The sequence below is a fragment of the Micromonospora sp. NBC_00821 genome, from assembly GCF_036347035.1.
Lineage (GTDB): Bacteria > Actinomycetota > Actinomycetes > Mycobacteriales > Micromonosporaceae > Micromonospora > Micromonospora hortensis.
In genome coordinates this window covers 3,947,104-3,959,133 of sequence record NZ_CP108880.1, presented here as the reverse complement: position 1 = coordinate 3,959,133, position 12,030 = coordinate 3,947,104, and the positions used below count along the sequence as shown (strand labels likewise).

General features: G+C 71.9%; 10 protein-coding genes. 4 read left to right on the top strand and 6 right to left on the bottom strand.

Annotated features, from left to right (window positions below; translation table 11 throughout):
• Positions 1–8: 8 nt before the first annotated feature.
• Positions 9–344 carry a hypothetical protein gene (locus tag OHB44_RS18245; protein ID WP_210787143.1) on the bottom strand — a complete coding sequence of 112 codons (336 nt, stop codon included), beginning with the start codon at positions 342–344 and terminating at the stop codon, positions 9–11.
• Positions 345–489: 145 nt separating this feature from the next.
• Positions 490–1,182, bottom strand: a complete 693-nt coding sequence (locus tag OHB44_RS18240) for an LppM family (lipo)protein (RefSeq protein ID WP_330441249.1) — start codon at positions 1,180–1,182, stop codon at positions 490–492.
• A 260-nt stretch (positions 1,183–1,442) separates the two neighbouring features.
• Here OHB44_RS18240 and OHB44_RS18235 point away from each other — a divergent pair, with 260 nt between their 5' ends.
• Positions 1,443–1,907, top strand: coding sequence for an NUDIX domain-containing protein (locus OHB44_RS18235; RefSeq protein WP_266302396.1), 465 nt, complete (start codon positions 1,443–1,445; stop codon positions 1,905–1,907).
• Here the strand turns inward: OHB44_RS18235 and OHB44_RS18230 are convergent.
• Positions 1,877–3,040, bottom strand: coding sequence for an FAD-dependent oxidoreductase (locus OHB44_RS18230; RefSeq protein ID WP_330437660.1), 1,164 nt, complete (start codon positions 3,038–3,040; stop codon positions 1,877–1,879). The genes OHB44_RS18235 and OHB44_RS18230 overlap by 31 nt on opposite strands.
• Before the next feature lie 67 nt (positions 3,041–3,107).
• On the opposite strand from OHB44_RS18230, the gene OHB44_RS18225 reads away from it, so the two are divergent.
• Positions 3,108–3,737, top strand: coding sequence for a TetR/AcrR family transcriptional regulator (locus OHB44_RS18225; RefSeq protein ID WP_330437659.1), 630 nt, complete (start codon positions 3,108–3,110; stop codon positions 3,735–3,737).
• Positions 3,738–4,276: 539 nt separating this feature from the next.
• On the top strand, positions 4,277–5,401 hold the full coding sequence (locus OHB44_RS18220) for an FUSC family protein (RefSeq protein WP_330437658.1): 1,125 nt from the start codon (positions 4,277–4,279) through the stop codon (positions 5,399–5,401).
• 12 nt (positions 5,402–5,413) lie between these two features.
• Here OHB44_RS18220 and OHB44_RS18215 read toward each other — a convergent pair whose 3' ends face one another.
• Both OHB44_RS18215 and OHB44_RS18210 read right to left on the bottom strand, forming a co-directional pair.
• A complete protein-coding gene (locus OHB44_RS18215; protein ID WP_330437657.1) occupies positions 5,414–6,142 on the bottom strand; it encodes an alpha/beta hydrolase in 729 nt (242 codons plus the stop codon).
• 91 nt (positions 6,143–6,233) lie between these two features.
• On the bottom strand, positions 6,234–7,223 hold the full coding sequence (locus tag OHB44_RS18210) for a LacI family DNA-binding transcriptional regulator (RefSeq protein WP_330437656.1): 990 nt from the start codon (positions 7,221–7,223) through the stop codon (positions 6,234–6,236).
• Positions 7,224–7,383: 160 nt separating this feature from the next.
• Here OHB44_RS18210 and OHB44_RS18205 point away from each other — a divergent pair, with 160 nt between their 5' ends.
• On the top strand, positions 7,384–8,646 hold the full coding sequence (locus OHB44_RS18205; RefSeq protein WP_238686159.1) for an MFS transporter: 1,263 nt from the start codon (positions 7,384–7,386) through the stop codon (positions 8,644–8,646).
• Positions 8,647–8,720: 74 nt separating this feature from the next.
• On the opposite strand, the gene ileS is transcribed toward OHB44_RS18205, so the two are convergent.
• Positions 8,721–11,837 (bottom strand): isoleucine--tRNA ligase, encoded by a 3,117-nt coding sequence (gene ileS / locus OHB44_RS18200; RefSeq protein ID WP_442932614.1) that lies wholly within the window; start codon positions 11,835–11,837, stop codon positions 8,721–8,723.
• Between the last annotated feature and the right edge of the window lie 193 nt (positions 11,838–12,030).

Below are 12,030 nucleotides of genomic sequence, written 5' to 3'. Positions count from 1 at the left end.
GACACCCCTCAGACCCAGGAACGGAAGACTCGGGGCTCACGACCGCTCGCGACCTGGGTCGGCGTCGCCTGTCGGTTGCCGGGCGGGAACTGGTTGACGCCGAGCGCGGCGGAGAAGATGACCAGCGCGTTGAAGAACGCGATGATCCACTTCTCGGCGCCGGCGTCGTCGGCGAACGCCGCTGTCAGGTAGGACAGCAGCAGCGCGATGGCGATGGCGATCCACTTGCGGAGTTTGTCGCCGCTCGGGCCGATCAGCCCGCCGATGACGTTGGTGGCCAGCAGGGTGGCGGCGCTCGCGCCGGCGATGGTCCCCAGGGCTGCCCAGGTGAAGAGATCGTTCATGACGATCCCCCTTCTGCGATGGTGCGACCGGGATGTGGTGGTGGTGAGGTCCGGTGCCCCCCACGGGGAGCACCGGGGCCGGTCGCCGTCGTTTCCGGGGGCGGCCGGAGCCGGGCGTGGCCGGCTGAGCCGGCCACCAGATGGATCAGCCAGGCCCCGGGGCGCCGGCGGGCGGGCCCGGCGGCGGGGTCGGACCGGGCGCCACCGGCGCCGCGGGGTGACGGCGGCGCACCAGGAGTACGCCCACCGCGGCGAGCAGCAGCAGGAGGAGGACACCGCCGACGACCAGCAGCCAGGGGAATCCGCCGTCGTCCTCCTCGCCGGCGGCAACCGGCGAGGTGGACGGTCGAGGTGGCGCCTCGGCCACCGCCCGCAGTTCGGCTGGCTTCTCCTGGTTGGGATCGACCTTCCAACTGACCGAACGGCCGTTGACGGTGCCATTGCTGTCGATCACCCGTCCGGGAAATGTCACCGAGATCTCGAACGACATGAGCTTGAGGAACGCCTGTTGGTTTTGCGGATTCTGCTCCGCAACCTTTCCGCCATATTTCTTCGGATCCAGCGGCAGCGTGAAGCGGTAGAGATCGCCATCCCTGACCAGTTTCACGCTCTCGGTGTCGAAACCGGCCAGCGGCGCCTTGCGGTAACTGATCTGGGAACCGTAGAAAGTGTCGTCCTGGTAAAGGGTTTCCTCGCCCGCCGGTAGGGCGGGGATGTTCTGCCGCAGCTCGGCGAAGGCGACCGGCAGGTTCTTGTTACGACCGCTCAGCACGGACTTCTGGGCCGTCAGCAGGAGCTGCCCGTCGACCGTGTCGTCGGCGTTGACGGTCAACCCCATGTTGAGCTGCATGCAGCCGCTCAGCGCGGCGAGAAGAACGAGGCACACCGCGACGCGGAGTGCCCTACCGCGGTTGACTCTCCTGTTCATGGGGTCAGTGTGTGTGATCGCTTTCACTATCAGCAGTCAGCGATCGGTCACAACGAAGTCGCCGATTGTACCGGCGCGCTGTCGTCTTTGATTGGCCCCCACGAGGACCCGAATGACTATTCTGGAGCTTTGGGGCAACGATGGTTCCTCGTCGGCCGTAGTCTGGTCCGATGAGAATTGTCGCGTGCGTCCTGCTGGTAGATCCCGACGGGCAGCTGCTGTTGCAACTGCGCGACGGCGACGCGACGCACCACCCGAACGTGTGGGGGCTGCCCGGCGGCCACGGCGAGCCGGGGGAGACGCCGGAGCAGACCGCCGAGCGGGAGTTGTTGGAGGAGACCGGCCTGCGCGCCGACGGTCCACTGCAACCGGTCGCCGTGCAATCGCTGCCCGAGCTGGCCCGGGAGAAGCACTACTTCCTCGGCAGCACCAGGGCCCGGCAGGAGGACGTGGTGCTCGGCGAGGGCGCGGCGATGCTCTTCGTCCCCGGCGCCGAGGTGCTCGACGGTCGTCAGTGGACGCCGGGCACCGTGGAGGTGTTGACCGAGTTCCTCGCCTCGGCGGAGTACGCCGCCCTGGCCACCGGCCGGATCGCTGGGCCAGCTCAGCCCGCCGGTGGTCGCCAGTCCGCGTAACGGGCCATGCTGCGCAGGGCGACCCGGCCCGGGGTGAGCCGCAACGCGATGGTCCGCATCGTGAGGGCAATCGGGTTGTGCAGCTGCTGTCCGAACCGGCCGGCGACGTAGGAGGCGCGGGCAATGGACTGACTGCGTGGTCGACGCTGCTCGTCGTACGCGGCCAGGGCGGCCGGCACTCCCTTGGCGCCGCCGGCGCAGACCGTTCCGAGCACCACCGCGTCCTCGATGGCCTGCCCGGCGCCCTGCCCGAGGTTGGGTGTCATCGGATGGGCGGCGTCGCCGAGCAGCGCCACCCGGCCCCGGACGTACGAGGGCAGCGGCTCGGCCAGGTAGTTGATGTCGTTGCGCAGCACGACGTCGGGTGGGGTTGCCGCGAGAAGCGCCGGGATGGGGTCGTGCCAGTCGCCGAAGCGCTCCCGCACGGCTGCCAGCTCGTCGGGGGCGTGGCCGCCGGGCGGGGCGTTCAGCGCGCCGTACCAGTAGAGCTGACCGCCGCCGATCGGCACCATGCCGAACTCGGCTCCCGGCCCCCAGGTGATGGCGGCCGGGATCGGATCGGGAAAGGCGATTGCCGCCCGCCACGTCGTCGATCCGGCGTACACCGGGCCGGGGTGGTGCGGCCAGAGCTGGGCGCGCACCCGGCTACGCAGGCCGTCGGCACCGACCACCAGATCGGCGGTGAGAGTGTGGGGGCCGTCCGGCCCCTGGTAGCGCACCTCGGCGTGGTCCGGGCCGGACTCGACGTGCTCCACCACGGCGTTTGTGTGCAGGGACGACGCCGGCAGGGCCTCGCGCAGGATGCGGTGCAGCGTGGCCCGGTGCACGCCGAGCGCCGTGGTGCCCAGCTGCCGGATCATCTCCGAGGCGTCCACCCGGGACAACCATCGCCCGTGCCGGTCGCGGATCCCACCGGGTGCCTCACCGTGTCCACCCCGGCGCAGGGCCGGGCCGAGGCCGAGGGCGTCCAGCGCGCGCACGGCGTTGGCCATCAGACTCAGGCCGGCGCCGACCTCGCGCATTTCGGGGGCGCGCTCCAGCACGGTGACCCGCCACCCCTGCCGGTGCAGGGCGAGCGCCGCGCTCAACCCGCCGATGCCGGCACCCACCACCACCGCGTGTGAGTCGTCCATGTCGATCCTCCTTCTACACCTGTAGAAGAGTGATACTACCTCCGGGCCACCAGAAGGGAGGAGTGCCATGACGGCGCGGGAGAACCGGATCGCGACACTGACCGACGCGGCCATCGAACTGATCGCCGACGGTGGCATGCGAGCCCTGACCCACCGGGCGGTCGACGGCCGCGCCGGAATGCCGCCGGGCACCACCTCGGCGTACCTGCGGACCCGACAGACGCTGATCGAGGCAGTCGTCGGACGGCTCGCCGAACGGGACCGGGCCGACCTGGCCGCGTACGACCTGCCGACCGGCCCGCCACCCCCGACGCCTGCCCCCCGGCTCGACAGCGGCGACCTCGACGCCCTCGCGGGCGGTGTCGCCGAGGTGCTCGACCGCTGGCTGAGCACCGGACGCAGCCGAAGCCTCGCCCGCTACGCCTGCCTGCTGGAGGCGGTGCACCGGCCCGAGCTGCGCGGCATCCTGCAACACGGCACCGGCCTGCGGGTGCAGGCCCGGGACCTGCTGACCCGGGCCGGGGCCACCGACCCCGACCGGCAGGGCGACCAGTTCGTGGCGTTCGTGGACGGGCTGCTCTTCGACCGGCTGGCCGGCGCGGGCGCGCTCAGCGCCCCACCGCCCGGCACCGCGGCCAGCCGGGCCGACCTAAGCGCCGCCGTCCGTGCGCTGCTGCGCGCCCTCACCGGAAGCTGACCCGGCCGGCGCCGGTCGGCGAGTGGGCCGTCAGGCCCGACGGTGTGGGCATGACGGTGTGTGGGCCCGGCTGCGTGCGGACCCGACGGTGTGCGGGCCTGGCTGGGTGTGGGCCCGTCTGCGCGCTGACACCCGGGCGGGTCGCGAGCAGCCCGGTGATCAGGTCCGCCGCGTGATGGGAGACGATCGCCCCGAGATGCCGTGGGCCGCCGGCATGGTGTCGTGGGCCGGCCCTGTGGAGCTGAATCGTTTACGACATCGCGCCTGATGCCGTGGGCCGCCGGCTTGGTGTCGTGGGCCGGCCCTTTGGAGCTGAACCGTTTGCGACATCGCGCCTGATTCGTCTACGGCATCAGCTCCAAAGGGGGAGCGGACAGGGTGCTGCGGTGAGCTGGCGGTGTGCCGGCGTGAGCTGGTGGTGGGTGTGGTGAGCTGGGGCCGGGGCCCGGGCCGGGGCCGGGGTCGGGGCCGGGGCCGGGGTCGGGGCCGGGGCCGTGGCGGCGGGCCGGGCGGCGTGGGTGGGTGGGGGAGGTTGGGCGATGGTGCGGTTCAGCGGCCTGCGGACGGCCGGCGGGCGGTTGCGGCACGGCTGGCGGCCGGTGCTGGAAGCGACCGTCGCGGCGACCGTGGCCTGGCTGCTGGCGACCCGGTTGCTCGGGCACCCGCAGCCCTTCTTCGCGCCAGCCGCCGCGCTGATCGTCCTCGGGCAGGCCCGGGGGCAGCGCATCCGCCGGGCCGTCGAGGTCGTCCTCGGGGTCGCCGCCGGGGTGCTCGTCGCGGACCTGGTGGTGCAGGCGCTCGGCCCGGGCAGCACCTGGACGGTGTTCACCGTCATCCTGCTCACAGTCCTCCTCGCGGTGGCCTTCGGCGCCACCGGCGTGACGCTGGTGCAGGCGGCGGTCTCCGCGCTCTACCTGGTGGTGGTCGCACCGCCGGACGGCTCGTTGGTGCCGTTCCGCTTCGTCGACGCGCTGGTCGGCGGCGCGGTCGCCCTCGCGGCCAGCCTGCTGGTCGACGCCCGGCATCCCCTCGCGCCGCTGGTCGCCGAGGTGCGGCGGACCTTCGACGAGTTGGCCGGGCTGCTCGGCGGGATCGCCGACGCGTTGGACGACCGCGACGAGCCGGCGGCGGTCGCCGCGCTGCGGCAGGCGCGGGGGATGGACGCTCGGGTGGACGGACTGCGCGACGGTGTGCTGGCCGCCGGTGAGGCGCTGCGGCTCAACGTCCGTCGACGTCGGCAGATCGGTCGGCTGCGTTCGGTGGACGAGTCGATCCGCCAGATCGACTACGCGGTCCGTAACGTCCGGGTGCTGGCCCGTGCGGGCGTGACCCTCAGCCGGCTGCACACTGCGGCCCCGCCTGAGCTGGGTGCCGCCCTGCGGTCACTGGCCGAGGCGGTCCGTCAGGCCGGTGCCGCCCTCGCCGCCGACCTGAACGGGCAGGAGGAGACCGCCGACCGACACGCCACCCGGGCCGACGAGTCGGCGTTGGCAGCGGTACACGCCGCCGGGCAGCTCTTCGGTCCCACGCAGACCCTGCCCCTAGTGATGATCATCGGTCAGGTCCGGGCCACGGCCATCGACCTACTGCGCGGCGTCAACCCGGAGGACGACGCCGCCGTCCTCGCCCGCGTCGACGACGCCCTGGGCCTCCCGCCGGTTTGACGTCCGCACCGCTCAACTGTGGTTCCCTGCCCGTGGGGGATGGGCGGTGAGCCAGACGATGGCGGAATCGCGGATCGGGGCGGGGATCTCGTGGCCGCCGGGGAACTCCTGGTAGGTCACGTCATAGCCGAGGTCGTGAAGGTGGGGAACGAGGCGACGGCTACACACGTCGATGGGCAACACCCGGTCGTCGACGCCGTGCGAGATGAAGATCCGTGGCCGACCGTGGGTGACCGGTGGCGCGGCGAAACCGGGGGAGAAGGCCAGCACCGCGTCGACCAGATCCCCGTTCGCCAGGCCCAGCGACAGCGCGTACGAGGCGCCGTCGGAGAAGCCGCCGACCGTCACGTCGGCCACCGGGTAGGTGTCGAAGACGGTCGCCAACAGCCCGTCGATGCGCCCCACGTCCGCCCCGAAGCCGCCGGCGATCAGGTCCCAACTGGCCGCTGACGAGTCCGGGGCGACCAGCAGCAGGTGCTGCGCGTCGGCGACCGGCAACAGCAGGTCCAGCCCCTGTCGCGCCGAGCCGCCCGCACCGTGCAGGAGCAGCACCAACCGGTAGGCCGAACCGTCGCTGGCGGGCTCTGGGGCGTACCCCAGGGCCAGCCGGTCACCATCGGGGCCGGCCATCGGCACCAGCCCGGTGCGGCCCGGCGCCACCGGCGGGTGGCGGCGGGCGGTCAACCGGCCGTCCCGGGGGCTCGGCGCCGGGTCCCAGTGCGACGGCGCGGAGTCGGACACGGGTCGGCGCTCCTCGCGGTGGACGAAAGGTCCAACGCGGTTACCCGGCCCGTACGGGGTTAACCGTCGGCGTGTTCGATCGAGCGTCGACTCAGGCGCTGGCCCGCGCCACCAGGGCGGACGGGAAGAGGGTCACCGGAGCCGCCGGGCGCCCATCCAGCAGGGCGGTGGCCGCGGCGACGGCGATCCGCCCCACCGGATGACTCGCCGTGGTCAGCGCCGGGGCGGTCATCCCGGCCAACGGAATGTCGTCGAAGCCGGCCACCGCGACGTCGCCGGGCACCCGCGCACCGGCGTCCCGCAGGCCCGCGATCACGCCGAGCGCGGTGTCGTCGCTGATCGCGTAGATCGCGTCGATGTCCGGCCAGCGGTTGAGCGCCTCGCCGGCCGCCGTACGGCCGCGGGCCGCCCGGAAGTCCCCGGGCAGTATCCGCTCCGGTAGGCCAGCCTCGGCCATGAGCCGGCGGTACGTCCGCACCGGGCGTTGCGCGCAGGGCAGCCAGCGGGGGCCGGTCACCATGGCGATCCGGCGGCGACCCGAGGCGTACAGATGGCGCAGCACCTCTTCGGAGCCGGCGGCGTTGTCGACGTCGAATGACGGCACTGTCGCCGAGCCGACGCCGATCGAGACCACCCGACCGCGTAGCGACCGGGGCACCGCCTCCAGCAGTTCCTCGGTCGTGTTGACCAGGATCACCCCGCACACGCTGCGATCCCCGTCGAGTTGGTCGAGGCTGCGGGGGTCGCCGAACGGCAGCCAGTACAGTGCCACACCGACACCGGCGGGCGTGCACACCCGGGCGGCCGAGCCGACCACCTGGTGCACGTACGGATCGTCCAGCACCGCCGCGCTGGTCCCCTGGACGGCCACGACCAGGCGTACGCCGCCGCCGCGGACCAGCGCCCGGGCAGCCGGATTGGGCACGTAGCCGAGCTGGTCGACGGCTGCCGTGACCTGTTTCCGGGCGGCCGGCGAGGCGAACCCGGTGCCGGCGATCACCCGCGACGCCGTGGACCGGGACACCCCGGCGACCCGGGCCACGTCCTCGAGAGTGGCCGGTCGGTGTGCCGCTGTCGTCATCGTCGCCTCCTGCGGCGGCCCGTCCGGTCGGACCAACGCCTGCTCACATCATGCCCCGGCCGGACCAGCAGCGGTAAGGGGCGGTTCCCGGTTGTGGTGGTAGCGCTCTCAGGTGTGCGATCGTGCCAGGAGATCACCCCGAGAAAGAGGACCCACCCTCGTGAGCGCCCCCACCAGTCGACCCGTAGCCCCGGACAACGCCTCGCCGACCCTGCGGGCGGTGCGGCTCGCCCGCAACGGCGTCGCCGTCACCTTCACCCTCAACGGGCTGGCCGTCGGCAGTTGGTTCTCCCGCGTCCCGGCCGTCCGGGAGGCGTTGGACCTCTCCGCCGGCCGACTCGGGTTGCTGTTGCTGGCGATGAGCGTCGGCGCGCTGCTCGCCATGCCCACCTCCGGCCTGCTCGCCCAGCGGTTCGGTGCCGCCCGCACCGTCACGATGGCCACAGTCCTGGTCGCGGTCGGCCTGACCGTGGCGGGGTTGGGCGCCACGATGACCGGGTCGTTCGCCATCGTCGCCCTGGGACTGGTCGCTCTCGGCTACGGCTCCGGCGCCTGCGACGTGGCGATGAACGTCGAGGGCGCGGCGGTGGAACGGCGGCTGGGCCGCACGATCATGCCCCGGTTCCACGCTGGGTGGAGTCTCGGTTCGGTGGCCGGAGCGGCGCTCGGCGCCGGGGCGGCCCGGTTCGACGTGTCGGTCGGCGCGCATCTCGTCGCGGTGGCGGTGGTCGTGTTGGCCGGCACCGCGCTCGCCGCCCGGACGTTCCTGCCCGTGGGCAGCGACCACACCGGCGACCCGGCGGACGCCACCCCGGCCGCCCGTCGCCGAGCGCAACTCGCCGCCTGGCGGGAGCCGCGCACCCTGCTGATCGGCCTGTTCGTGCTGGTGGCGGCGTTCACCGAGGGTGCCGCCAACGACTGGCTGGCCGTGGCGTTCATTGATGGACGGGATTTGAGCGAGGCCGCCGGCGCGGCGGTCTTCGCGGTCTTCGTGGTCGGCATGACCGTCGGCCGCACTGTCGGCACCATCGCGTTGGACCGGTGGGGTCGGGTGCCGGTGCTCAGCGGCACCATCGGCCTTGCCGTGGTCGGCGCCGGCCTGGCCGTGCTGGCGGGCTCCGGGCCGGTGGCCGTCATCGGCGTCGCGCTGTGGGGCCTGGGTGCGTCGCTGGGCTTCCCCGTCGGGATGAGCGCGGCGGCCGACGACGAGGCGCACGCGGCGGTGCGGGTGAGCGTGGTCGCGGTGATCGGCTACACCGCGTTCCTCGGTGGCCCGCCGTTGCTGGGGCTGGTCGGCGACGAGGTCGGCACCCTACGCGCGCTGCTGGCGGTGCCGCTGTTGCTGCTGCCGACCCTGCTGCTGGTGCCGGTGCTGCGTCCGCCGCACTCCGCTGAGACCGCTCCGTCGGTGGTTAAGAACTGACCCACCTCGCCGCCGGGCGGTAGCGGGTGCGCGGCCGACTGCGCCGCGCACCCGCGCCGGTTACGGTCGCCCGCTCAGGCCCGCACGACGTGCACGACGATGTCCTGACCGTCGCCCACGGTGCCGGGGAACCCCTCCGACAACGTGTCCACGACCGTCAGTTGGAGCGCGAGGGTCTCGTGCGCGATGAGCTTCTGATGCGTGGAGATCGCCGCCGCGACGTCCGCGGGGGCGGCGATCGACACCGTGATCCGGTCGGAGACCTCGAAGTCGGCGTCGCGGCGGGCCTGCTGGATGATGCGGACGACGTCCCGTGCGACGCCCTCGGCCGCCAGTTCGGGGGTGATCTCGGTGTCCAACGCGATCGTCGCGCCGCGCTGGGACTCCACTACCCAACCGGTGCGCGGCACCTCCGTGATCAGGATGTCGTCCAGGCCCACCTCGACCTGCGCGCCGTCGACCGACAGTGGGTACGTCCCGTTCGCCCGGACGCCGTCGACCAGGTCCCGGGGGGTCACGCCGGCGATTGCCTTCGCGACGTGCTGGGTGCGGTTGCCGAACCGGCGGCCCAGGGTCCGGAAGTTGGCTTTGACCTGCACGTCGATGACCCCGCTCTGGGCATCGAGCGGCTGGAGGACCTTGACGTTCAACTCGTCGCCGATGTCGTCCAGCAACGCCTGCGGGAGGACGGTGCCGGCCGGCAGACCCACGAGCGCCCGGCTCAACGGCTGGCGGATCCGCAGGCCGCTCGCCTTACGCGCGGACCGGCCCGCCTCGGCCAATGCCCGCGCCGTGGCCACCTGGGACGACAACTCCGTGCTGATCACTGTCGTGTCGGCTGTGGGCCAGGTCGCCAGGTGCACCGACTCGGGGGCCGACTCGGCACCGCGCCGGACGACCTGCTGCCACACCTCCTCCGTGACGAAGGGGATGAACGGCGCCAGTAGCCGGGTGAGGATGTCGAGGCACTCGTACAGGGTGGTGAGGGCGTTGGGATCGCCCTCCCAGAAACGCTGCCGCGACCGCCGTACGTACCAGTTCGACAGGTCGTCGATGAAGTCGGCGAGCAGTCGGCCGGCGCGCGCCGTGTCGTAGTTCTGCATCCGTTCGTCGACGGCGGCCGCGAGGGCGTGGACCTCGCCGACGATCCACCGGTCCAACACCGGTCGCTGGGCGACCGGCTGCGCCAGGTGCGGCGCCCACGTCGAGTTCGCCGCGTACAGGGAGAAGAACGCCGCGGTGTTCCAGTAGGTCATCAACACCTTGCGGACGATCTCGTCGAGTGGGCCGGGCCCGATCCGGCGCGGCGACCACGGTGAGCCGGAGCAGGCCATGAACCAGCGCACCGCGTCGGCGCCGTGCGTGTCCATCAACGGGATCGGCAGCAGGATGTTGCCCAGGTGCTTGCTCATCTTGCGGCCGTCCTCGGCCAGGATGTGCCCGAGGCAGACGACGTTCTCGTACGGGGACCGGTCGAAGACCAGCGTGCCCACCGCCATCAGCGTGTAGAACCACCCCCGCGTCTGATCAATCGCCTCGCAGATGTACTGGGCCGGGTAGGTTCGCTCGAAGATCTCCCTGCTGCCCGGCACGTGGGGGTAGCCCAACGACGCGAACGGCATCGCCCCGGAGTCGTACCAGGCGTCGATCACCTCGGGGACCCGGGTGGCGACCTGGCCGCAGTCCGGGCAGGCGAAGGTGATCTCGTCGACGTACGGGCGGTGCGGATCCAGCTCGGACAGGTCGGCGCCGGCCAGCTCCCCGAGCTCGGTACGGGAACCAACAGCGGTGATGTGGTTGTCCGGGCATCGCCAGAGCGGCAGCGGGGTACCCCAGTACCGGGAGCGAGACACCGCCCAGTCGATGTTGTTCTTCAGCCAGTCGCCGTAGCGGCCGTGTTTGATGTGCTCCGGGAACCAGTTGGTGTTCTCGTTCTCCCGCGTCAGCTCGTCGCGGACCTCGGTCGTCCGGATGTACCAGGACGGCTGCGCGTAGTACATCAGCGGGGTGTGGCACCGCCAGCAGTGCGGGTAGGGGTGCTCGAACGGCTCGTGCCGGAACAACCGACCAGACCTCTTGAGGCGGTCGATGAGCAACGCGTCGGCGTCCTTGAAGAACACCCCACCGACCAGGTCGATGCCGTCGTTGAACCTCCCGTTCGGGGCGACCGGGTTCACCAGCGGCAACCCGTACGCGCGGCAGACCGCGAGGTCGTCCGCGCCGAAGGCCGGCGCCTGGTGCACCAGGCCGGTGCCGTCCTCGGTCGTGACGTACTCCGCGAGGACCACCCGGTGCGCGTCCGGGATGTCCACCAGGTCGAACGGCCGCTCGTACCGCAGACCCTCAAGGGCCGACCCCGGTACGGTCGCCAGGATTTCCGCCTCCTCGCCGAGGACCCGCCGGGTCAGCGGTTCGGCGACGACGAACGTGCCCCGCTCGGTGCGGGCCAGGGCGTACGTCACAGTGGGGTGTACGGCGACGGCGGTGTTGGATACCAGGGTCCACGGGGTGGTGGTCCAGATCAGCAGGTCGACACCGCTGTGACCGGCCACTTCCCCGCGCAACGGAAACCGCACGTACACGGAGGGGTCGGTGACGGTCTCGTACCCCTGCGCCACCTCGTGGTCGGACAGGGTCGTGCCGTCGCGGGTGCAGTACGGAGCGACCCGGAAGTCCTCCACCAGTCGCCCGCCGTCGTGGATCTGCTTCAGTGACCACCAGACGCTGTCCACGTACTCCGGGGACATGGTCTGGTACGGGTGCTCCAGGTCGATCCAGTAACCCATCCGCTCGCTGAGCTGGACGAACTCGTCCACGTGCCGCAGCACCGAGGTGCGGCACAGGGCGTTGAACTCCGCGACGCCCATCTTCTCGATGTCGGGCTTGCCGCTGAGCCCCAGTTCCTTTTCCACCGCGAGCTCAACGGGCAGGCCGTGGCAGTCCCACCCGGCACGGCGTGGCACCGAGAAGCCCCGCATCGTCCGGTACCGGGGGAACAGGTCCTTGAAGACCCTCGCCTCGATGTGGTGGGTGCCCGGCGTGCCGTTGGCGGTCGGCGGACCCTCGTAGAACACCCACGGCGGACCGTCGGCAGTCTGCTCCAGACTCCGGTTGAACACGTTGTTTGCCTGCCACCACTCGATGACCGCACGGTCCATCCCACCAAGATCGATCTTGGTGGGTAGTGGCACGAATGGCGACTTCGACGGACCGTCCGGCACCGACGTTCTCCCTACACTCCACGTCCGCTCGCGCGGGCATCTGCTCACTGCCCACGCGGGGACGAAGCGCCGGGCGTATGGCCAGGACTCCGCGGTACCACCCCGCTTGCGCCTCGATGGTGCAGGCGCCGCTCAATTTCACGACGTGACGTGCCGCGACGTC

What these genes read in the sequence shown, in the direction of transcription:
- OHB44_RS18245 (WP_210787143.1), bottom strand. Translation starts at nt 344, where the DNA reads ATGAACGATCTCTTCACCTGGGCAGCCCTGGGGACCATCGCCGGCGCG.
- OHB44_RS18240 (WP_330441249.1), bottom strand. Translation starts at nt 1,182, where the DNA reads ATGGGGTTGACCGTCAACGCCGACGACACGGTCGACGGGCAGCTCCTG.
- OHB44_RS18235 (WP_266302396.1), top strand. Translation starts at nt 1,443, where the DNA reads ATGAGAATTGTCGCGTGCGTCCTGCTGGTAGATCCCGACGGGCAGCTG.
- OHB44_RS18230 (WP_330437660.1), bottom strand. Translation starts at nt 3,040, where the DNA reads ATGGACGACTCACACGCGGTGGTGGTGGGTGCCGGCATCGGCGGGTTG.
- OHB44_RS18225 (WP_330437659.1), top strand. Translation starts at nt 3,108, where the DNA reads ATGACGGCGCGGGAGAACCGGATCGCGACACTGACCGACGCGGCCATC.
- OHB44_RS18220 (WP_330437658.1), top strand. Translation starts at nt 4,277, where the DNA reads ATGGTGCGGTTCAGCGGCCTGCGGACGGCCGGCGGGCGGTTGCGGCAC.
- OHB44_RS18210 (WP_330437656.1), bottom strand. Translation starts at nt 7,223, where the DNA reads ATGACGACAGCGGCACACCGACCGGCCACTCTCGAGGACGTGGCCCGG.